The sequence below is a fragment of the Microbacterium oxydans genome (assembly GCF_026559675.1).
Classification (GTDB): Bacteria; Actinomycetota; Actinomycetes; order Actinomycetales; family Microbacteriaceae; genus Microbacterium; species Microbacterium oxydans_D.
Genome location: NZ_CP092891.1, coordinates 362,180 through 381,982, shown reverse-complemented (window position 1 = coordinate 381,982; position 19,803 = coordinate 362,180). Strand labels below are relative to the sequence as shown.

Genomic DNA, 19,803 nt, shown 5'->3' with positions numbered 1-19,803 from the left:
CGGGTGGATCGACTTCTTCACGGACATCTCGACGTCAGGAGACCGGGGTCAGATCCCGGTAGTTGACCGACTTCGGCTCCCACGGCTCGGTGGGGGCATCCACACCGGCCACGGTGGCGCTGTTCCAGGCGAGGGTCTCGACCCCGCGAAGGTGAGCGCAGGTCAGTGCCTCGTCGGCGATGATCTTCGTCACCTCCGCCCACAGGTCGCCCGCCTCCTCGGAGTCGCCCGCGGCCTGCGCGGCAGCCGCTGCGGCCTTGAGCTCGTCGCTCTCGATGCCGGACGGATTGCCCGGGGCATCCGCAGCGAACCAGGCGCTGTACCACTCGAAGGGGGTCAGCTCGTCATTGCTCGACAGTCCCAGCGGGTACTTCCCGCTGTTCCACTCGCCGTTGTACTGCGGCGGCGGCAGCGTGGTGACCGTCACGTAGAAGTCGCCGATCTCCGCGGCCTGGGTCATGTAGACCTCGATCTGCGTGTTGTTGTACGGAGCGGCGGCCATCTCCACGTCGACCGTGGGGCTTCCTGCCTCCGCGTAGAGCTCCTGCGCGCGGTCGAGGTCGGTCGGGTATCCGGTGATGTCGGGGTTGTAGCCGACCTCGCCCTCGGCGAAGTGCTGCGTCGCCGCTTCTCCCTCGCCCTCGACCTTGATCATCTGGTCGATGTCGATCGCATAGCAGACCGCCTGGCGCAGGGAGACGTCTTCGAACACACCGCCGGGGCCGCGATCGAAGAAGAACAGGTTGTTGCGGATCGCGGGGTACTGCAGCGATTCGATGTCACTGCCCTCGAAACGCGGGAGCGTGGTGACCTCGGTGTCGGTCACGTCCAGATCTCCGGCGAGGAGCGCAGCCGCGGAGGACTCCGGCTCATCGATCGCGAAGAGCTCGACGTTCGCGAACCCCGGCTTGTCTCCCCAGTAGTCGTCGAAGGCGCTGAACGTCATCTTCGTGCCGACGATCGACTTCGCATCGTCGTAGGCCCAGGGCGAGGTGCCGACCGGGGTCTGCGCGATCGATCCGTCGGCGATGGCCGCAGGGCTGGCGATCGGGAGTGCGCGCGTGGTCAGAGTCGTCGGCAGCGAGGGGTTCGGGCTGGAGAGGTTGAGCCGTACGGTGCGGTCATCGACGACGTCGACCGAGGCGACCGTCTGGAATGAGCCGGCGTAGGCCGTGGCTCCGGACTTGACGTACTCCACGTTGGCTTTGACGGCCTCCGCGTCGAAGGGGGTGCCGTCGTGGAAGGTCACGCCCTCGCGCAGCGTCAGGGTGAGCGACTCGTCGGTCAGCTCGTAATCGGTCGCGAGGGACTCCGTCGGCTGACCGTCCTCGCCGGGTGCGAGCAGGGTCTCGTAGGGGATGCGGAGCACTCCGCCCTCCATCTCCTGGCCCGGCGCCCAGCTCTCCGGGAACTGTCCGAAGTTCACTCGGAGAGTGGCGTCCGTCGCCGGGGCTGCGGAGCTGTCGGCGTCGTCCGGCGTCACTGCCGAGCAACCCGTCAGCAACAGACCGGCGGCCGCGAACACCGCGGCCGTCTTCAGTACTGCGCTCTTGTATGGCACCTTTGCCTCCTTGGCTGTCTGCGGGGCCGGCCGATCGGGAGTCGGCGACCCGGAACTCGTTCACCATAACCACGAGTGCATTCACCGGCATATGCCATGGCGTGCAACATAACTGTGCAGGATCGGGGGGATCGGAGGAGGGGCGGAACTGCCTATCGTGAGTGATGACCACCCGCGGGTGAGGACGCCTCACGCACGCCCAGGAAAGCAGGAGCCGACAATGACCGTCGTCGACATCAACATCCATCACCTCCCCGAGGATCTCTTCACGAACGAGAGGATCCTGAACGGGTTCCTGGACTCCGCCCCGCGCGGCTTCGGCGAGATCGCCCGGGTCATCACGATGGACAGCGGCAAGAAGCAGCTCATCCTGGAGAAGCCCGCCGGCTACCAGAACCTCAACTACGTCGAGGGCGACTACTCCGCAGAGGCCAAGCTGGCCGCCATGGACGAGGCCGGAGTCGACTACGGCATCATGCGCGTGCCGGTCTGGCAGGAGTGGCTGGGCCTGGACACCTGCAAGGCCGTGAACGACAACGCCGCCGACATCGTCGCCCGATCCGGCGGGCGACTCTTCGCGACCGCGTGCGTGCCGCCGTGGGGAGGCAGGGAGAACATCTACGAGCTGGAGCGCGCGGTGAAGGAGCTCGGCGCGGTCGGTGTGCAGCTCGCCTGCCACTACGGGCAGTTGTACCTCGACGACGAGGTCTTCGAGCCCTACCTCAAGGTCATCGAGAAGCTCGACATCCCCGTCATCGTGCACCACACCCCGCTGCCGGTCGAGTACAAGTCGGTCATCGACTACACGAACCTGCGCCGCGAGTACGGACGGATCATCGATCAGGGCATCGCCGTCGGCCGCGAGCTCTTCAGCGGCATGTTCGACCGGATGCCGGGACTCCGCTTCATCCACACGATGATGGGCGGCAACTGGTTCGCGAACACCGCGCTGCTCACCCCGCATGCGAGCAACAAGACCGAGGCCATGCAGCGTCTCGATCCGACGGGCGGCGAGAAGATCAAGCAGTATCTCGACGAGAACATCTTCTTCGACATGACGCACCCGCACTCCTGGGGCAAGGACCAGGTCGAGGCGGCGCTGAAGATCAACGGCGCCGACCACTACCTGTTCGGGTCGTCGTTCCCCGTCTTCTACAGCTGGATGGGCCAGGGCGTGGACTTCGTGCAGAACCAGCTGGACATCAGCGACGCCGACCGCGAGCTCATCCTGTCGGGCAACGCCAAGCGGCTGTTCAACCTCCCGATCTGATCCCATGTCCTCGCACGCGCAGCACAACGACATCGACGACTTCTTCTCCAGCGACCGCGTCGCCGGGCGGGAGGAGGCCGTCGTGCTCGAGGCCTCCTCGTTCCGCGAACACCTGATCCCGCTGGACGATCCGACTCTCGCCGACGTGCGCGGCATGGACTACGAGGAGTTCACCGCCGACCGCCGGAGCGCTCCGTTCCTGCGCGATCTGCTGGACCACTGGAAGGCTCTCTACGACGAGCCGTTCGTCGGCATCACGTCCGATGGAACCGTGCGCGACGTCTGGCGTCTCGGCGACGGGGAGGCGACCGGCGGGGCGGCGGCCGATGCGGCCTCCGCCCTGCTGACGGCGCTGACCCCTGACCGGCGCGCGACGCTGAGCCACCCGATCGATGCCCCGGAGTGGCGCAGCTGGAGCAACCCGGAGTTCGTGTTCTTCCGCACGGGACTGCGACTCGAGGACCAGACGGATGCCGTGGTGGCGGCGGTCCTCGACGTGATCGAGGCGTCGCTGAGCCCGGAGGGCTTCGCCCGGGTGCGCGAGGCCATGGATCTCAACGGCTATCTCGGCGGCCTCGTCGACCTGCCCACGATCATGAACGAGCGCAGCTACTGGTTCGCCCTCTACGGCGACCCGGGCGAGGGGCCCTGGGGGTGGCAGCTGTTCGGCCACCACGTCGCCGTGCACTCGGTGTTCATCGGCTCCCGTCAGGTCGTCGCGCCCGTGTTCCTGGGCGCCGAGCCGGCCCTCACCGATGACGAGCGCCCTCCCCTCTTCGACGCACGGGAGCAGACGGCACTGGCGCTCGCGTCGTCGTTCACGGACGCCCAACGCGCCCAGGCGATCGTCTACCGATCGGTGCTCGACCCGGAGATGCCGGACGGACGACGCCATCCCGCCGACGAGCGGCACGTCGCGGGCGCGTTCCGGGACAACCGTGTGGTGCCGCCCGAGGGCATCCGCGGCTCCGACCTGACGGATGCCCAGTGGGAATTGCTCCTGGCGATCGTCGAGGACTTCCATCTCCTGCTCCCTGCCGACCAGCGTGCCCTCGCCCTCGTCGAGGTCGAGACCCACCGCGACGAGACCTGGTTCGGCTGGTACGGAGCCACGGATGGCACCGAGCCGTTCTACTTCCGCGTCCAGAGCCCGGTGATCCTCGCCGAGCTCGACCACCATGCAGGGGTCTGGCTGAGCAACCGCCTGCCCGCGCGCTTCCACGTCCACACCACCCTGCGTCTGCCCAACGGCAACGACTACGGCGCGGCCTTCATCGCCGCGACGTCTCGCTGAGTCCGCACGCACCGCATCCGATCAAGGAGGATCTATGCTCCCCACCACGAGTGACACCCCGCCCTTCATCCTCACCAGGGCGAGCCACGTCTCCCTCGCCGTGACCGACCTCGAGGCCAGCCGTGACTTCTACCGCGACGTCATCGGACTCGTGGTGACCGAGGAGACCGATGACGCGATCTATCTGCGCGGTCTCGAGGAGGCGGCGCATCACAGCCTCGTCCTCGTGCGGGCCGATGAGGCCAAGGCCCTCCACGTCGGGCTCCGCGTGCGCTCCGACGCGGACATCCTGGCCGCCGAGAAGCATTTCGCCGCCACCGGAGTCGATCACGAGCGGGTCGAGGTGCCGCACCAGGGGCCCACGCTGCGCTTCCGGGACACGGTCGGCACCCACATCGAGCTCACCAGCTCCATGGACGTCGTCGAGCGCAAGATGCAGCGCTTCGACGAGTTCCGCTCCGCCTTCCCCCAGCGCCTCGACCACTTCCAGGTCGTCACGTACGACGTGCAGGCGGCCACCGACTTCTGGGCGGGCCTCGGCATGCGGATGGCCGAGTACACGGCCGCGGACGGCACCGACGAGCTCTGGGGGACGTGGCTCGAGGTGAAGGGCAACACCCACGACCTCGTCTTCACCAACGGCCGCGGTCCCCGCCTGCACCACTTCGCCTACACCGTGCCGGACGCCTCCGCCCTGCTGCATGCCGCGGACGTCTGCGGGGCCGTCGGGCTCGGCCGCGAGATCGACCGCGGACCTGGACGGCACGGACTGAGCAATGCCCTCTTCCTGTATGTGCGCGACCCCGACCAGCATCGGATCGAGCTCTTCACGACGCACTACCAGTTCATCGATCTGGAGACTCCTCCGATCCGCTGGGACGTCAGCGACCCGCAGCGCGCACAGCTGTGGGGGATGCCGGCCTCGCGGCGCTGGTTCTTCGAGGCCAGTGAGTTCCCGGGCGAAGCGGTGCGCGAACCGCTGCTCTCCGCCAGCCCCGAGACCCTCGAGGAGTACCTCAGCCTGCACTGAGCATCCCCACCCGCCCACCCCGTCGGCGGTCGCCCCGAGCGACCGCCGACGCGCGTGCGTCGAGCGTGTCGAGGCAGACCTCGCGTCCTGAGTCGGTAACGTTATACACTTTATGTGTTGCCGATGCACCGGGGGTGACCGCAAGGGGCGGTCTCTGGCATCCGCACTCGAACTGGGGGACACCACCATGGCCACGCAAGACGAACTGAACGCTCTCATCGCCGACATCGCGCACGATATCAACGGGTTCATCGGCGCGTCCGTCGTCGATCTCGAATCCGGGCTGCCGCTCGCATCGAGCTCGACGCGACCGAACTTCGACCTCGACGTCGCGAGCGCCTACAACAGCGAGATCGTGAAGAACAAGAAGCGGACGATCGAGGCGCTCGGTCTCGAGGCGAGCCTCGAGGACATGCTGCTCACGCTCGACACGCAGCTGCACCTGCTCAAGATGGTGACCGACGAGATGTTCCTCTACCTGGCGGCCGACCGTCAGGCGACGAACCTCGCTCTTCTCCGGTCCGCCGTGAACCGCCATGTGGCGGCCTTGAACGCTTGACGGACGAGGCCCTCACGAGTGCTGGCCTCGGGGGCCGCTCGTGGGCGCACGCCGCCTCGCCGGAGAGCGCGATGCGGCGTGCGCGCTGGCGACGCGTGAACCTGCCGAACCGCTACCGGCTCGTCTTCGCGGGGCCTGTCGATGCGGGGAAGACCACTGCGGTCCGCGCGCTGAGCGACGTCCCGCCGGTCGACACCGACGTCCCGATCTCGGCCGGCTCCGCGGAGTACGGCGACGGAGAGAAGACGACCACCACGGTCGGACTCGACTACGGCGCGTGGAAGCCCACGCCCGAGATCTCGGTGGCGCTCATCGGTGTGCCGGGGCAGGACCGCTTCGCGCACGCGCGGCGAACCCTGTCCTCGTCCGACACGCGCATCCTGCTCTGGCTGCGCGCCGACCGCGGGAACCTCGTCGCCGACGCCGGCGACTGGATCCCGCGGTTCGCGGAAGACGGCCACCGTCTCGTGATCGCCGTCAGCCACTGCGCCGAGGACGACCTCGACGCTGTGCGGCGATCTCTCGCCTGCCTGCTGGATCGGTACGGCATCCCCTCCACCCGCGTTCTCACCGCCGACGCCCGCGACCGCGCCTGCGTGATGCGCGTCGCCTGCGTGGCCCTTGACCTTCCGGAGGAAGAGTCGTGACAGCACACATCCGACCCGATGCATCGGGTCTCTCGAAGGACTCCACGCCCGGAACCGACCCGGCGCTCATGCATCCCGACCTCGCAGCCGACTGGACGGTCTGGTCGGGTGTGGTCGGGCAGGCCGCGGCGACGCGGCTGCGCCATCTCGAGGAGCGGTTCCCCGAGATGACCGCGGCCGTGCTGTCGACCGCGGACGGGCTCCAGATCGCCTCGGTCGGCGTCGCGCGCGAGACCGGCGACCGTCTGGCGGCGATGAACGGCTCACTGTTCGGGGTCGCCAGAGCCGAGGCAGAGATCATCTCCGGCGGCGGGGCGCCGAGCCTGTCCGCCGTCGTCTCGGTGTCGATCGCCGAGAGCCAGACGTCACTGCTCAGCTTCATCCTCGCCCCCTACGGTCAGCTGCTCCTGTCGGTGTCGGCCACCGGGGTGCAGATCGGCACCGTGATCGTGCAGGCGCGCTCCGCCGCGTACGAGCTCATCACCGCCTTGGGGCTCACCGGGGCTCCCGGGTGAGCCCCTCGGGCGGCGCATGACCGGGCTGGCTACGCTGAGGCCATGAGCACGCACATCGCCGCAGAGCCCGGCCAGATCGCCCCCATCGTCCTGTTCCCCGGCGACCCGCTGCGGGCGAAGTGGATCGCCGAGACCTTCCTCGACGAGGCGGAGCTGTACTCCGAGACGCGCGGCATGCTGGGCTTCACCGGCACCTGGGAAGGGCACCGCGTCTCGGTGCAGGGCTCGGGCATGGGCCAGCCGTCGATGGCGATCTACGCGAACGAGCTGTTCGACTCCTACGACGTGCAGACGATCGTCCGGGTGGGCTCGTGCGGAGCCCTGACCGAGCGGGTCAAGATCCGCGACATCATCATCGCGAACGGCGCGAGCACCGACTCCGGGATCAACCGGGTGCGCTTCCACGGACTCGACTACGCGCCCGTGGCGGACTTCTCGCTGCTGCGCGCCGCGGTCGAGGCGAGCGAGGCCGAGCCCCTGGAGTCTGCCGTGCATGTGGGGCAGCTGTTCTCGAGCGACCAGTTCTACAGCACCCGCCCCGAGCTCACGGAGCCGTTCGTGCAGCACGGCATCCTCGGCGTCGAGATGGAGGCGGCCGGGCTCTACACGCTCGCGGCGTACTACGGTCGACGCGCCCTCGCGATCTGCACGGTCAGCGACCACATCGTGACGGGCGAGGAGACCACGGCCCAGGAGCGCGAGCAGACCTTCGGCGACATGATCCGCATCGCCCTGCGCGCTGCGACCGCCTGAACGGGGGCGCAGGTCGGCGCCGCCCCCGGATGGGATGATCGAGGGATCATGACTTCCACTCCGCGGCTCGACCCCGCCCTCGTTCCGGACGCCGCGGATCCGGATGCCGTCTACCTCGCGTTCGTCGAATGGGCGGAGTCCACCGGCATCAGCCTGTACCCCGCGCAGGACGAGGCGGTCATCGAGATCGTCTCCGGCAACAACCTGATCCTCTCGACGCCCACCGGCACCGGGAAGTCGCTCGTCGCGATCGGCGCGCACTTCAGCGCCCTCGTCGCCGGACGTCGCAGCTGTTACACCGCTCCGATCAAGGCTCTCGTCAGCGAGAAGTTCTTCGCACTGGTCGACGTGTTCGGCGCCGAGAACGTCGGCATGGTCACCGGAGACTCCTCGGTGAACGCCGACGCCCCGATCATCTGCTGCACCGCCGAGATCCTCGCGAACCTCTCGCTGCGGCAGGGCACCGACGCCGACGTGGGCCAGGTCGTGATGGACGAGTTCCATTTCTACGCGGACCCCGACCGCGGATGGGCGTGGCAGGTGCCGCTGCTGGAGCTGCCGCAGGCGCAGTTCATCCTGATGTCGGCGACCCTGGGTGACGTCACCGAGCTGGCCGCCGACCTCACCCGCCGCACGAGCCGCGAGACGGCGACCGTCACCGGCGTCGAGCGTCCCGTCCCCCTGCACTTCTTCTACGAGACGACGCCGATCCACGAGACGATCGACGACCTCCTGAACACCGGCCAGGCGCCGATCTACGTCGTGCACTTCTCGCAGGCCGCCGCGATGGAGAGGGCACAGGCGCTCTCCAGCACCAAGGTCGCCACTCGCGAGCAGCGCGACGAGATCGCGGCACTGATCGCCGAGTTCCGGTTCACCACCGCGTTCGGCAAGACGCTCTCGCGCTTCCTGCGCGCGGGGATCGGCGTGCACCACGCCGGGATGCTGCCGAAGTACCGTCGTCTGGTCGAACAGCTCGCCCAGCGCGGACTCCTGCGCGTCATCTGCGGCACCGACACCCTCGGCGTCGGCATCAACGTGCCGATCCGCACCGTGCTCCTGACCGCGCTCACCAAGTTCGACGGCACCCGCATGCGGCAGCTGAACGCCCGCGAGTTCCATCAGATCGCCGGTCGCGCCGGCCGCGCCGGCTACGACACCGCGGGCACGGTCGTCGCGCAGGCTCCGGAGCACGAGAGCGAGAACGTCGCGGCGGTCAAGAAGGCCGGCGACGACCCGAAGAAGAAGCGCAAGATCGTGCGCAAGAAGGCACCGGACGGGTTCGTGTCGTGGGGCGAGCCGTCGTTCCGCAAGCTCATCGATGCGGTGCCGGAGACCCTGACCTCGCACATGCAGATCACGAGCGCCATGATGCTCAACGTGATCGCCCGCGGCGGCGACGTCTTCGCCAATATGCGCTCGCTGGTATATGACAATCACGAACCGCGGAAGCGACAGCGTGAACTGGCTCTGCGCGCCATCGGCATCTACCGCACGCTCCGCGAATCGGGAATCGTCGAGAAGACGCCCGAGGGCGATATCCGCCTCACGGTCGACCTGCAGCCGAACTTCGCCCTCAACCAGCCGCTGTCGCCGTTCGCCCTCGCCGCGTTCGAGCTGCTCGACCCGGATCCGGCCGCCGGCACCGGCTCGTACGCCCTGGACATGATCTCCATCGTGGAGTCGACCCTCGACGACCCGCGCGCCGTGCTCAGCCAGCAGGAGTTCCTCGCCCGCGGCGAAGCGGTCGCCGCGATGAAGTCGGAGGGCATCGAGTACGACGAGCGGATGGAGCTGCTCGAGCAGATCACCTACCCGAAGCCCCTCGACGAGCTGCTGAGCGCCGCGTTCGAGACGTTCAGCGCCGCGCAGCCGTGGATCCGCGACTTCGAGCTGCATCCGAAGTCCGTCGTCCGCGACATGTACGAGCGGGCCATGTCGTTCGGGGAATACGTCGCGTACTACAAGATCGCCCGCTCCGAGGGCGTGGTGCTGCGCTATCTCTCGGACGCCTATCGGGCCGCGTCGCAGACCATCCCCGAGGAGCTCAAGGACGAGGATCTGCGCGACCTCATCGAGTGGCTCGGCGAACTCGTCCGTCAGGTCGACTCCAGCCTGCTCGACGAGTGGGAGGAGCTGGTCGCGGGAACCGACAACGGCCGCTTCGACCCGCACGCCCCCGACGAGCCGATCGTGCCCCCCGCCCCCAAGCGGCTCACGAGCAACATCCGCGCCTTCCGCATCCTCGTGCGCAACGAGCTGTTCCGTCGCGTGCAGCTCGCCGCGCGGGAAGACGTCGCCGCTCTCGCCGAGCTCGATCCGGGCTTCGGGGCGGATGCCTGGTCGGACGCGCTCGACGGATACTTCGCGGAGCACGACGACATCCTCACCGGTGCGGACGCCCGCAGCTCGAAACTGCTGATCCTCACCGAGGGCACCACCGCGTGGACCGCCCGGCAGATCTTCGACGATCCCGCCGGAGACCACGACTGGGGCATCTCCGCGACGATCGACCTCGCCGCCTCCGACGAGGCCGGCCAGGCCGTCGTCACCGTGACGGGCGTGGACCGGCTGTAGCGCTCCGACTCCGCTCGGATCCTAGGCGCTGCGGGACAACCCGTCGGCGAAGGCCCGGGTGATCACGTCTTCATCGGGAAGCGCTTTTTGCGCGTCCTCTGTCAGTTCGTAACGGCTGACTGCGACCGGCTGGGTCGTAGACGCGAGCGCGTACCCCTTCATCGACGGAACTCACGCCCCGCGTCAGGCCTGCATCACCGCGAGCACGTTCCCCGCGGGGTCGCGGAACCAGGCGATGTCCGGGCCCCGGCCGTTGCCGCGGACGATGCCGCGCGCATCGGAGGGGAACTCGTCGTCGCTGTAGATCTTGGTCTGCACACCGCGCTCGATGAGCTCGTCCACCGCGGCGTCGACATCCGCCACCGGGAAGTTCAGGATGGTGAAGCTCGCGGGCGTGTGGTTCGGCTTCGGGTACACGAGGATCGATCCGCCGCTGGGCAGCCGCAGGTCGAGGAACCCCATCGCGTTGACTCCGACGTCGAGCCCGAGGGTCGTGCCGTAGAACTCTTTCGCCGCGTCGATGTCGTCGACGCTGAATCCGCTGAATGCGTTGTCCGCTGTGAAGGCCGCCATGGTTCCAGCATCCGCCGCGTCGGGCCGATTGTCGAGGCCTTCACGCGCGAGGCTCGGCCGTGCGGCGACGGCCCCGCCCCAGACGGTCCGTGACCCGCAGCGGGTCGAACAGGGCCCCGAGGCCGCAGCGCACCAGCAGCGCGTGCACGGCCAGGCAGGTCGCGATGACGACCGCGGTCAGCACCACGGGGCCGATGCCCTCCAGGACCGGCGTCGGCCGCCACCCGACGGCCTCCAGCCCCGCGCCGACGAACGCCAGCGGCATCATGTGCAGCACGTAGATCGGCAGGGTCCGCCGGCCGATCCAGCGCAGGGGTCGCGCGACGACCCCCGCGTGCCGGTCGAGGAGCACGCTCAGCGCCACCCCGAACGCCACGGCGACGAGCGCCAGCGCCGGCCACACCCCCGGCAGGAGGCGGATGCCGAGCGCCGCCACGGCCGCGAGCGCCCCGACGTAGACGGCCGCGAGCGCGAGTGCCCCGCCGATGCCCACGCTCCTCGTGAACCGCTCGATCACGGCACGCAGTCGGAGCCCGACGAGGAAGAAGAACAGGTTCTGCACCAGCTGCCACAGATTGCCGAGATCCGGGATCACCCCGGCCCCGGCGACCGCCGCGATGACGAACGCGACCGCCAGCACCGCCACGGTCGGGAGCCCCCGGGTGAGCCGCGCGATCGCGAGGTACGCCGCGAGCGCGAGCAGATACCAGAGGTTCGTCGGACTGATCGTGAGCTGCGCGAGCAGCTCCCACCCGTCGGTCGCCCTGGCGGTGTCGAAGTCCGGCGTCATCGCCAGGACGAACGTCTGGATCAGCACCCACACGATGTACAGCAGCGCGAGCCGTCCCGCCCGCCGCCGCCAGGAAGTCGCGTCCCGGCCGAGCACCGCCCGCGCCGCGAACATCCCGGACACCAGGAAGAACAGCGGGATCCGCAGCGGCAGCAGCTGGGCGTTCAGCATCGCCCAGGCGTCGGTCACCGGCCCTGCACCCGGGATGTGGATCGCGACCTTCGTGACCACATGCCACAGCACCACGAGGATGATGCAGATGCCCTTCGCGACGTCGGGCCACCCGACGCGCGACGATTCCGCGCCGGTCACGACGCCGCGCGCACGAGCCGCGACACGAGGTCGACGTACGTCACGCCCGCAGCCGCGAACATCCGCGGCACCTGCGACGCGGCCGTCAGCCCCGGCATCGTGTTGACCTCGTTCAGCACCGGACCGCGGTCCGTGAGGAAGAAGTCCATCCGTGCGACCCCGTCGCAGCCGAGGGCGTCGAACACGGCGATCGCGGCTCGTTTGAGGGACGAGACCTCCGCCGCATCGAGCTCGGCCGGGACCGTGAACCGTGCACTGCCGTCGTACTTCGTGGCCGTGTCGAAGAGGCCGGTCGCGTGGATCTCCAGCGGCGGGGCCGCCCATCGGATGCCGCCCTTCTCGCGCAGCACCGCCACGTCGATCTCCCGCCCCCGCACGACCTCCTCGACCAGGATGCGGCGGTCGAAGCGCGCCGCCTCCCGCAGCGCCGCGAGCAGCTCGCCCTCCTCGCTCACGAGACTCACCCCGTGGCTCGATCCGGCCGAGACCGGCTTCACCACCACCGCGCCGTCGAACTCCACATCCCCGATGTCGTCCGCGGCGACCAGACGCCCCCGGGCGGTGCCGAGACCGACCGCGTCCGCGACGAGCTTGGTCGTCCACTTGTCCATGCCGATGGCCCCGGCGCGCAGCCCCGAGCCCACCACGCGCACCCCGGCGAGCGCGCACAGCGCCGCGAGCGCGCCGTCCTCCCCGAGCGTGCCGTGCACGGCCGGGAAGACCACGTCGGTGCGCGTGAGCAGCGGCAGGGCGAGCGCCAGCGACTCGGCGGCCGATGCCCCGTTCGGGCGACCGTCGACACGCCAGATGCCGTCGCGGTCGATGGTCGCGGTCGTGACCTCGTGGTCCCCCATCCGGAGGGCTGCGGCGACGGCGGCCGCGGAGGCCAGCGACACCTCATGCTCGGCGTTCTGTCCGCCGCCGATGACCAGGACGTTCGTCGTCATGCCACACTCCTCTGCACGCGTGTTCCGATGCCGGTGACGATGGTGTGCGGGATGCTGTCCGCCCACCGGGCCCACTCCTGCACCGAGGGCACCGCGCCGCCCTCCGGCCCGAACACGGTCGCGATCGTGCCGCGGGGGAACCCCGCCTCCCCCGTGTCGACCACGATCTGGTCCATCGAGACCCTCCCCACGATCGGATGCCGCATCCCCCCGATCTCGACTCCGGCCCCCGGTGCCAGCTCGCGCGGGATGCCGTCGGCGTACCCGACGCCGACGACGACGAGGTGCGTCTCCCGGTCGGTGACGTAGGCGCCGGCGTAACCCACCGCCGTCCGCGCGGGCACGAGCGCGCTGTGCACGACGGGCGCCGTCCACCGGGAGGCTCCGGTCAGCACGGTCCGCTCCGAGGGGTCGATGCCCACGAGTCCCGCGCCGATCCGCACCATGCCGAAGTGCGTCGCCGGGTCGGTCAGCGCGCCGGACGTGGCGGCGAGGTGCACGAGCACCGGACCGAGCCCGGCCCGCAGCACCGCGTCCCTCCCCTGCCGCATCCGCAGCACGGCGGCCGCGTTCGCCTCGGGGTCGCCCTCGTCCGCCCGGGGCAGATGCCCCATCACCCCCACCACCTCGACGCGGCCGCGACCCGCCCGCGCGGCCGCGAACAGCTCGGGCCACTCGTCGAGCGGGCTCCCGCCCCGGGCCATGCCGGTGTCCAGATGCAGGTGCACGCGCACCGGATCCTCGGCATCCGCGACCAGCTGGCGCAGCTCCTCGGCCGAGCCGACCGCGATGTCGATGTCGTGCTCCGCCGCGGTCGCCGCGTCGACGCCCGCCGGGTTCAGCCACGAGAGGATCGGCACCGCGAGTCCGGCCTCGCGGAGCGCGGTGGCCTCGGCGACGTCGGTCACGCCGAGCCACTCGGCACCGGCGGCGATCGCGGCCCTGGCCACGGAGACGGCCCCGTGGCCGTAGCCGTCGGCCTTGACCACGGCCATGATGCGCGCGGAGGTCGCCGTCCGCACGCGACGGACGTTCTCCGCCACGGCATCCGGGAGGGTGCACAGCGTCGGCGCGTGCAGGCGGGAGAGGGTCGCACGCTCGGGTGCGAGAAGAGCGGTCATCGCTGGGTCCTCGGGTCGGCGGTGGGGTCGGGGAGCATCTCGGGGCAGCCGTCGTCGACCGCCTCGGGCCGCAGCTCGTAGTGCCAGGACTCGTTGGCGTAGATCTGGCACAGGCCGTAGCGCCAGCCCCGCTGCGCCAGCCAGTCGAGCGCGGGGAACGGGCCGAGGTCGACCGCATCGCCCGTCACGTGCTCCGAGGTCTCCGGGGTGGCCACCCAGCGCCGGGCCTCCGCCTCCGATCCGTACTGGACGATCGCGTCCTGCAGCATCCGCTCCTGCAGCGCGGGCGTGCGCCATCCGCTGTTCACGCGGAACGTGATGCCGTCGCGCTCGGCATCGCCGGCTGCTCGCTGCAGCGCCGTGAGCAGTGCCGGGTCGAGGTTGCCGACGGCGACCCGGTCCACGTCGAAGACGGTGGGCTGGTCGCCGTCGCGGATCACGCCGTCGGCCTCGCTCGGGGCGGAGACCGGTCCCGTGATCTCGCCGGCCGCCGCCTGTCCGGACCCCGGCGACGGCAGGCCCCGAGGGACATCGGCGAAAGCCGCGGAGAGCGACTGCTGCACCGCGAAGACGACGATCACGGCCAGCGCGAGCGCGACGACCACGACGGTGAACCGGCGACGACGACGCTTCCGCGGCGGGAGGGGGATGGTGCTGGTGTTCATGCTCCCAGTGAAGAAGAGCGCCGGTTGCCGGGGCGTATGCGCTTTTCCATACGCTCCCGATATACCGCACTGCGTAGGATCGCAGCCATGCGTGTACTGATCGTCGAGGACGAGCCCTACCTCGCCGACGCAGTCAGGGACGGTCTGCGGCTGGAGGCGATCGCGGCCGATGTCGCCGGCGACGGCGACACCGCCCTCGAGCTGCTGAGCATCAACGCCTACGACATCGCCGTGCTCGACCGCGATGTCCCCGGCCCCTCCGGTGACGACATCGCCCGCTGGATCGTGGCCTCCGGCAGCGGCATCCCGATCCTGATGCTCACCGCGGCCGACCGCCTCGACGACAAGGCGTCGGGCTTCGAGATCGGCGCCGACGACTACCTGACGAAGCCGTTCGAGCTGCGGGAGCTGGTGCTGCGTCTGCGCGCGCTCGACCGTCGCCGACAGCGCAGCCGCCCGCCGGTCCTGGAGATGGCGGGCCTGCGGCTGGACCCGTTCCGCCGCGAGGTGTACCGCGACGACCGCTACGTCGCCCTCACCCGCAAGCAGTTCGCCGTGCTGGAGGTGCTGGTCGACGCGGAGGGCGGGGTGGTCAGCGCCGAGGAGCTGCTCGAGCGCGCCTGGGACGAGAACGCCGACCCGTTCACGAACGCGGTGCGCATCACGGTGTCATCGCTGCGCAAGCGCCTGGGCGAGCCGTGGCTGATCCTCACCGTCCCCGGCGTCGGCTATCGGATCGGGACGGATGCCGATGCGTAGGCGCCGCCGCGGGATGAGCGCCCGTCTCAAGCTGACGCTGAGCTACGCGGCGGTCGTCGTCGTGTCGGGAGGGCTGCTGCTCGCCGCGGTGGCCGCGTATCTGCTCCGATACGTGCCGGACGTGCAGATCCCCGTCACCGAGTTCTTCGTGCCGAACCGCAGTGACCTGATCCGGGCCTTCGTGCCGGTCGCCGCGATGGTCATGGTGGTCCTGCTCGCCCTCGGGCTCGGCGTCGGATGGCTGCTCGCCGGACGGATGCTGGCACCGCTGGAGCGCATCGGCGATGCCGCCCGGCTCGCGGCGCAGGGCTCCCTGTCGCACCGGGTCTCGCTGGAGGGGCCGCGTGACGAGTTCCGCGACCTCGCCGACGTCTTCGACTCGATGCTCGAGCAGCTGGAGTCGCACGTGTCCGAGCAGCAGCGGTTCGCCGCGAACGCCTCGCATGAGCTGCGGACCCCGCTCGCGATCTCGCAGACCCTGCTCGAGGTCGCCCGCGACGATCCCGACCGCGACGTCGATGCCCTGATCTCCCGTCTGCGCGAGGTGAACACCCGGGCGATCGACCTGACCGAGGCGCTGCTGCTGCTGAGCCGTGCCGATCGCCGCACCTTCACGCGCGAGATCGTCGACCTCTCGCTCCTGGCGGAGGGGGCGGTGGAGAGCCTGCTCCCCCTCGCCGACCGTCGCGGCGTCGCCATGGAGGTGGGCGGTGCCCCGGCTCCCGTGCTCGGGTCTGCGGCGCTCCTGCCGCAGCTGGTCACGAACCTCGTGCTCAACGCGATCGTGCACAACCTGCCGTCCGGCGGTGCGGTGGCGGTGCGCACGTACGCGATGCCGCACGCGGTCGCGCTGGTCGTGGAGAACACCGGCGACGTGATCCCCTCCCACCGCGCCGCGATGCTCACCGAGCCGTTCCAGCGCGGGTCCGAGCGCACGCGGGACGAAGACCATGCCGGGGTGGGTCTCGGCCTGGCCATCGCCGACCGCATCACGCAGGCGCACAACGGCACCCTGGTGCTCACCCCGCGCACGGACGGCGGGCTGATCGTGACGGTGTGGCTGCCGCATCCGTACCCGCCCCCCTTGGGCTGACGCCGTCCGGGGGCGGATGCCGGGTCTCAGGCCACGCGGGGCTCGCGCGTCGCGGCGAGTTCGCGGCCGAAGGTGCGGGCGTCGGTCTCGGCGTTCTCCTTGAGCTCGCGCGCGGTGTCGGCGAACGCGTCGAGCGCGGGGTTCACGCCCACGAGCGTGAACGGACGCTGCACGACGCGGAGGTCGAGGCCCCACACATCCGCCAGCACGCGGCGCAGCCAGCCGGTGGAGTGGTCCCAGCCCTCCTTGGGCGAACCCGGCGCGTAGTTGCCGCCGAGCACGGTGACCAGGGTCGCGGGCTTGCCCTGCAGCGCGGTACCGGACGGGTCGATGCGCGAGTCGGTGTAGGCCAGGTCGAACCAGGTCTTGAAGTGCTGCGAGACGCCGTAGTTGTACAGCGGCACCGCGAACAGCAGCGCGTCGGCGCCGATCAGCTCGTCCGCGAACCGGGTCGCGAGGGCGCGGGCGTCGTTCTGCGCGGGGGTGCGCTGGGCCTCGTCGGCGAAACCGCCGGTCACGGCATCCGCCCACGCGGTCGCGGGGACCGGGTCGCTCGCCAGGTCGCGGCGGGTGACGGTCGAGTCGGGGTGGGATGCGGTCCACTCGGCCTCGACGAGGTCCGCGAGCTCACGGCTGGCGGACGACGCGGGAAGGATGCTGGCATCCAGGCGGAACAGGGACATGGGCCTACCTCTCGTTTTCGTAGTCGCTAGGTTTTTCTTAGCGGCATCGGTTAATGTAGCACGGTAGGATGGGGTCATGGCCGAGGTCCACGAAGAGATCCAGATGTGCGACGCCGCCGTCACACTGGCCTTCAGCGTGCTCGGCAAACGGTGGAACGGCATGATCGTGTCCGCGCTCGGCAGCGGTCCCTCCACCTTCGTCGCGCTGCGCCGCGCGGTCGCCGGCATCAGCGACACCGTGCTCTCGGACCGTCTCGCGGAACTCGCCGACGCCGGCCTGGTGGCCCGCACGGTCGACGCGGGTCCGCCGATCACGGTGTCGTACGCCCTCACCCCGAGCGGCCGCGGACTGCTGCCGATCCTCGATCAGCTCGGGCGATGGGCGTCCGCGAACCTGGAGCACCGCACCGTCTGACCGCGGCTCTCCTGCCCGGGGCGCTGTACCCGAGCGCGCTGTGTCCTCGGGGTGCGCGGCGCACTCCGGAGTAGGCTCGAAGCTGGTCGGGGGGCCGCTGTCTGCGAGGGATCGGCACCCTTCTCGCAGAAAGGCTCCGTACGACATGACCGGTTCCCTGCCGACCGACACGGTGTCCCCGCCGCGGCCGCATCCGCCACGACGGCGACTGCTTCCGGTCGTCGTGATCACCGTGCTGGTCACCCTCGGACTGCTCGCGGTGATGGTCGTGCCGGTGGTCGTCCGAGGCCTCACCCCCACGGTCTCCGCGGAGCAGCGCACGGTCCGCCTGACGAACGAGACCGCACAGGCCACGCTCCTGCTGCCGGGCGGATGGTCGTGGCGCAGCCACTTCGGCGACGAGTCCCGCGGAGTGGCCGGCAGCCCCGATCGCCTCATGACCGTCGAGCTGTCCCTCGTGTCCGGCTCCGATGTGCCGGAGGCCCTCCTCCGCGTCGCCCCCGGTCCACTCGGACCCACCAGCGAGGAGACGCTGTCCCCGGGCGCCGCCGGCGTCGGAACGGTCCTGCACGCCCGCGTGGTGGACCAGGAGACCGTCGTGGGCGCCATCGCCGAGGGTCCGGTCATCCTCACCTTCCGCGCCACCCCGTCGCCCGCCTACGACGCGGAACTCGCCGACCTCCTGGCCACGGTCGAGGTGACGCGATGAACGCACCGAAGTCGGCCCGCCTGTTCGCCGCGGTCCTCGGGGCGGCGCTCGTGCTCTCGGCATGCGCACCGGAACCGGTCAGCGGCTGGAAGCCGCGCCAGTGGTCCGTCAGCGGCACGATCGTGCCGGCTGCGGCCCCACCCGGACCGGAGCAGTCGCCGACCGTCGACATGCGACTGCGGAACGACGAGGTCGGCATCGACGCGCGCTGGGCCGCGCTGCCGGGGACCTCGCCGTTCAACACGGCGGTCGAAGCGGTCGTGCGCGAGGCCGTCACGACGCAGTCGCGCCTCAGCGGCCACCCCTACCGCCCGACGGCGCACGAGACCGGTGCCGGCCTCGGCGACCGCGGATGCTCCCCGGGAGCGACGACCGCCCCCGCGGCCGACATCCTCGGCGACCGGACCGGGGCCGTCGTCGTCTGCGAGATCGTCCTGGCCCGCGGATCGCTGTTCGGCGAACGGCTGCGCATCGTCTCGGCGCCGACCGACGGGGCCGCGACGGACACCACGACCACGATCTACACGGATGTCGCCACGGGCGAGGTCGCGACGGAGGCCGAGCTCTTCACGGACGTGGCGTCGCTGTGGCCCGCCTACATCGACACCCTGCGTCGTGACGCCGGCAGCCTCAGCCTCGTTCCCGTCGACGTGCCCACCGACGCCCAGCTCGACGTCCTCCGCGAGGCCCTGCTGTCGAGCGACCTGAACGCCGGCGAGCTGGTCATCCCCGTTCCGGCGGACCTGTCGGCCCCCGAGCTCGACGGCCTGGCCGGATGGCGGGAGCGGTCGCCCGAGCATCCCTCGGCCGTCGCGCTGAGCGCCGCCCGGGCCGCGGGCGCGCTCACTCCCTTCGCGCAGGCGATCACCCGCGCGGAGGGGGACTTCGTCGGCACACCCTCCGCGGGCGCGGGCTTCGAGCGCATCCCGTGCGATCTGGTCCCGTGCATGGCGCTCACGCTCGACGACGGCCCTTCGACGCTGACCCCGCAGTTCCTCGACGTGCTGCGCGACGAGCAGTCGGCCGCGACGTTCTTCATGCTGGGACAGAATGCCCAGCAGCACCCCGACACCGTCCGACGCGTCGCGGCAGAAGGACACCAGATCGGCAACCACACGTGGAGCCATCCGTACCTGACCGATCTGACGGACGAGCAGATCGAAGACCAGCTCGGCCGCACGGCCGCACTGCTGCGCACGCTGTCCGGTCAGCCGGTGCGCACGTTCCGCCCGCCCGGCGGGTTCGTCGACGCCGACGTCATCGAGATCGCCGCCGAGCCGGCGATCCTGTGGAGCGTCGACACCCGCGACTGGGAGAAGCCCGCCGACGACGACCTGGCCCGCTACGCGATCGAGCGGCCCGCTGTGTCGACCATCATGCTCATGCACGACATCCAGGCCGGGTCGGCGCGCGTCTTCGACCGGGTCGTCACCGGTCTCCGCGATCGCGGGTTCGCGCTCGTCACCGTCGACGCCCTCTTCGGAGGGAAGGTGCCGAGCGGCATCGTGCGGTACGGCCCGCTGGGCTGAC

Annotated in this window: 20 protein-coding genes; 13 read left to right on the top strand and 7 right to left on the bottom strand. The window is 70.3% G+C overall.

Features of this window, described 5'->3' with window-relative positions:
• Positions 1-34: 34 nt before the first annotated feature.
• On the bottom strand, positions 35-1,561 hold the full coding sequence (locus MME74_RS01855) for an ABC transporter substrate-binding protein (RefSeq protein WP_267416948.1): 1,527 nt from the start codon (positions 1,559-1,561) through the stop codon (positions 35-37).
• A gap of 220 nt (positions 1,562-1,781) precedes the next feature.
• On the opposite strand from MME74_RS01855, the gene MME74_RS01850 reads away from it, so the two are divergent.
• From MME74_RS01850 to MME74_RS01815, 8 genes are all read left to right on the top strand, one after another.
• The gene (locus tag MME74_RS01850) at positions 1,782-2,831 is read left to right on the top strand and encodes an amidohydrolase family protein (protein ID WP_267416947.1); all 1,050 of its coding nucleotides are present in this window, start codon (positions 1,782-1,784) and stop codon (positions 2,829-2,831) included.
• A gap of 4 nt (positions 2,832-2,835) precedes the next feature.
• On the top strand, positions 2,836-4,125 hold the full coding sequence (locus MME74_RS01845; RefSeq protein WP_267416946.1) for a DUF3500 domain-containing protein: 1,290 nt from the start codon (positions 2,836-2,838) through the stop codon (positions 4,123-4,125).
• Between the two features lie 34 nt (positions 4,126-4,159).
• Positions 4,160-5,155: a 3,4-dihydroxyphenylacetate 2,3-dioxygenase gene (gene hpaD, locus MME74_RS01840; RefSeq protein WP_267416945.1), complete on the top strand. Its 996-nt coding sequence runs from the start codon at positions 4,160-4,162 to the stop codon at positions 5,153-5,155.
• Positions 5,156-5,342: 187 nt separating this feature from the next.
• Positions 5,343-5,714: a hypothetical protein gene (locus MME74_RS01835; protein WP_267416944.1), complete on the top strand. Its 372-nt coding sequence runs from the start codon at positions 5,343-5,345 to the stop codon at positions 5,712-5,714.
• Positions 5,711-6,361: a hypothetical protein gene (locus MME74_RS01830; RefSeq protein WP_267416943.1), complete on the top strand. Its 651-nt coding sequence runs from the start codon at positions 5,711-5,713 to the stop codon at positions 6,359-6,361. The genes MME74_RS01835 and MME74_RS01830 overlap by 4 nt, the downstream gene beginning before the upstream one ends.
• Positions 6,358-6,876, top strand: a complete 519-nt coding sequence (locus MME74_RS01825) for a roadblock/LC7 domain-containing protein (protein ID WP_267416942.1) — start codon at positions 6,358-6,360, stop codon at positions 6,874-6,876. The genes MME74_RS01830 and MME74_RS01825 overlap by 4 nt, the downstream gene beginning before the upstream one ends.
• Before the next feature lie 42 nt (positions 6,877-6,918).
• Positions 6,919-7,629, top strand: a complete 711-nt coding sequence (gene deoD / locus MME74_RS01820; RefSeq protein ID WP_267416941.1) for a purine-nucleoside phosphorylase — start codon at positions 6,919-6,921, stop codon at positions 7,627-7,629.
• Positions 7,630-7,677: 48 nt separating this feature from the next.
• The gene (locus tag MME74_RS01815; RefSeq protein ID WP_267416940.1) at positions 7,678-10,206 is read left to right on the top strand and encodes a DEAD/DEAH box helicase; all 2,529 of its coding nucleotides are present in this window, start codon (positions 7,678-7,680) and stop codon (positions 10,204-10,206) included.
• A 183-nt stretch (positions 10,207-10,389) separates the two neighbouring features.
• On the opposite strand, the gene MME74_RS01810 is transcribed toward MME74_RS01815, so the two are convergent.
• The 5 genes from MME74_RS01810 to MME74_RS01790 are packed head-to-tail and all read right to left on the bottom strand — an operon-like array spanning position 10,390 to position 14,614.
• The gene (locus MME74_RS01810) at positions 10,390-10,779 is read right to left on the bottom strand and encodes a VOC family protein (RefSeq protein WP_267416939.1); all 390 of its coding nucleotides are present in this window, start codon (positions 10,777-10,779) and stop codon (positions 10,390-10,392) included.
• Between the two features lie 40 nt (positions 10,780-10,819).
• On the bottom strand, positions 10,820-11,881 hold the full coding sequence (locus tag MME74_RS01805) for an acyltransferase family protein (RefSeq protein ID WP_267416938.1): 1,062 nt from the start codon (positions 11,879-11,881) through the stop codon (positions 10,820-10,822).
• Entirely contained in the window at positions 11,878-12,828 is a 951-nt protein-coding gene (locus tag MME74_RS01800; RefSeq protein ID WP_267416937.1) for a D-alanine--D-alanine ligase family protein, read from the bottom strand. Before MME74_RS01800 ends, MME74_RS01805 begins: the two co-directional genes overlap by 4 nt.
• Entirely contained in the window at positions 12,825-13,949 is a 1,125-nt protein-coding gene (gene alr, locus MME74_RS01795) for an alanine racemase (RefSeq protein WP_267416936.1), read from the bottom strand. Before alr ends, MME74_RS01800 begins: the two co-directional genes overlap by 4 nt.
• On the bottom strand, positions 13,946-14,614 hold the full coding sequence (locus MME74_RS01790; RefSeq protein WP_267416935.1) for a M15 family metallopeptidase: 669 nt from the start codon (positions 14,612-14,614) through the stop codon (positions 13,946-13,948). Before MME74_RS01790 ends, alr begins: the two co-directional genes overlap by 4 nt.
• A gap of 87 nt (positions 14,615-14,701) precedes the next feature.
• Between MME74_RS01790 and MME74_RS01785 the strand changes: the two genes are divergently transcribed.
• A complete protein-coding gene (locus tag MME74_RS01785) occupies positions 14,702-15,373 on the top strand; it encodes a response regulator transcription factor (protein WP_267416934.1) in 672 nt (223 codons plus the stop codon).
• A gap of 13 nt (positions 15,374-15,386) precedes the next feature.
• The gene (locus MME74_RS01780; RefSeq protein WP_267416933.1) at positions 15,387-16,466 is read left to right on the top strand and encodes a sensor histidine kinase; all 1,080 of its coding nucleotides are present in this window, start codon (positions 15,387-15,389) and stop codon (positions 16,464-16,466) included.
• Positions 16,467-16,492: 26 nt separating this feature from the next.
• On the opposite strand, the gene MME74_RS01775 is transcribed toward MME74_RS01780, so the two are convergent.
• Entirely contained in the window at positions 16,493-17,149 is a 657-nt protein-coding gene (locus tag MME74_RS01775; protein ID WP_267416932.1) for an FMN-dependent NADH-azoreductase, read from the bottom strand.
• 76 nt (positions 17,150-17,225) lie between these two features.
• Between MME74_RS01775 and MME74_RS01770 the strand changes: the two genes are divergently transcribed.
• From MME74_RS01770 to MME74_RS01760, 3 genes are all read left to right on the top strand, one after another.
• Positions 17,226-17,564, top strand: coding sequence for a winged helix-turn-helix transcriptional regulator (locus MME74_RS01770; protein WP_267416931.1), 339 nt, complete (start codon positions 17,226-17,228; stop codon positions 17,562-17,564).
• A 145-nt stretch (positions 17,565-17,709) separates the two neighbouring features.
• Positions 17,710-18,273 carry a hypothetical protein gene (locus MME74_RS01765; RefSeq protein ID WP_267416930.1) on the top strand — a complete coding sequence of 188 codons (564 nt, stop codon included), beginning with the start codon at positions 17,710-17,712 and terminating at the stop codon, positions 18,271-18,273.
• Positions 18,270-19,802 (top strand): polysaccharide deacetylase family protein, encoded by a 1,533-nt coding sequence (locus MME74_RS01760; protein WP_267416929.1) that lies wholly within the window; start codon positions 18,270-18,272, stop codon positions 19,800-19,802. The genes MME74_RS01765 and MME74_RS01760 overlap by 4 nt, the downstream gene beginning before the upstream one ends.
• The last annotated feature ends 1 nt before the right edge of the window (position 19,803 follow it).

Excerpts from the sequence above, each read along its gene's own strand:
- MME74_RS01780 (WP_267416933.1), top strand. The coding sequence starts at position 15,387 with ATGAGCGCCCGTCTCAAGCTGACGCTGAGCTACGCGGCGGTCGTCGTC.
- MME74_RS01800 (WP_267416937.1), bottom strand. The coding sequence starts at position 12,828 with ATGACGACGAACGTCCTGGTCATCGGCGGCGGACAGAACGCCGAGCAT.
- MME74_RS01785 (WP_267416934.1), top strand. The coding sequence starts at position 14,702 with ATGCGTGTACTGATCGTCGAGGACGAGCCCTACCTCGCCGACGCAGTC.
- MME74_RS01815 (WP_267416940.1), top strand. The coding sequence starts at position 7,678 with ATGACTTCCACTCCGCGGCTCGACCCCGCCCTCGTTCCGGACGCCGCG.
- MME74_RS01850 (WP_267416947.1), top strand. The coding sequence starts at position 1,782 with ATGACCGTCGTCGACATCAACATCCATCACCTCCCCGAGGATCTCTTC.
- MME74_RS01835 (WP_267416944.1), top strand. The coding sequence starts at position 5,343 with ATGGCCACGCAAGACGAACTGAACGCTCTCATCGCCGACATCGCGCAC.
- alr (WP_267416936.1), bottom strand. The coding sequence starts at position 13,949 with ATGACCGCTCTTCTCGCACCCGAGCGTGCGACCCTCTCCCGCCTGCAC.
- deoD (WP_267416941.1), top strand. The coding sequence starts at position 6,919 with ATGAGCACGCACATCGCCGCAGAGCCCGGCCAGATCGCCCCCATCGTC.
- MME74_RS01810 (WP_267416939.1), bottom strand. The coding sequence starts at position 10,779 with ATGGCGGCCTTCACAGCGGACAACGCATTCAGCGGATTCAGCGTCGAC.
- MME74_RS01765 (WP_267416930.1), top strand. The coding sequence starts at position 17,710 with ATGACCGGTTCCCTGCCGACCGACACGGTGTCCCCGCCGCGGCCGCAT.
- MME74_RS01775 (WP_267416932.1), bottom strand. The coding sequence starts at position 17,149 with ATGTCCCTGTTCCGCCTGGATGCCAGCATCCTTCCCGCGTCGTCCGCC.
- MME74_RS01845 (WP_267416946.1), top strand. The coding sequence starts at position 2,836 with ATGTCCTCGCACGCGCAGCACAACGACATCGACGACTTCTTCTCCAGC.
- MME74_RS01790 (WP_267416935.1), bottom strand. The coding sequence starts at position 14,614 with ATGAACACCAGCACCATCCCCCTCCCGCCGCGGAAGCGTCGTCGTCGC.
- MME74_RS01770 (WP_267416931.1), top strand. The coding sequence starts at position 17,226 with ATGGCCGAGGTCCACGAAGAGATCCAGATGTGCGACGCCGCCGTCACA.
- hpaD (WP_267416945.1), top strand. The coding sequence starts at position 4,160 with ATGCTCCCCACCACGAGTGACACCCCGCCCTTCATCCTCACCAGGGCG.
- MME74_RS01760 (WP_267416929.1), top strand. The coding sequence starts at position 18,270 with ATGAACGCACCGAAGTCGGCCCGCCTGTTCGCCGCGGTCCTCGGGGCG.